The 243-nt window shown below is 51.0% G+C and carries 1 protein-coding gene; it reads right to left on the reverse strand.

Annotated elements, in window-relative coordinates:
- Positions 1 to 243 (reverse strand): transposase (locus HMPREF2572_RS04270; protein ID WP_148132283.1); only part of this gene is annotated, 243 nt, incomplete at both ends.

Consider the following 243-nt stretch of genomic DNA (forward strand, 5'->3'; position numbering starts at 1 on the left):
GCCTTTATCGGCATAGACGGTCGTACCTTTGGGCAGTCCTTCCAACAAAGGCGACAGCTGTTTGCACTCATGGGCATTGGCGGGGGTAATGTGCAGTTTCTCGATATAGCCTTCTGCATCGGTACGGGTATGTTGTTTGTAGCCGAGTTTGTAGAGGCCGTTTTTCTTTATCCAACGGGCATCGCTGTCCTTACTCGGTGTGGTTTGGCTGCTGACTTGTCCTTCTTCATCGACTTCTATGGC

It is taken from the genome of Neisseria sp. HMSC064E01, assembly GCF_001808875.1.
Classification (GTDB): domain Bacteria; phylum Pseudomonadota; class Gammaproteobacteria; order Burkholderiales; family Neisseriaceae; genus Neisseria; species Neisseria sicca_A.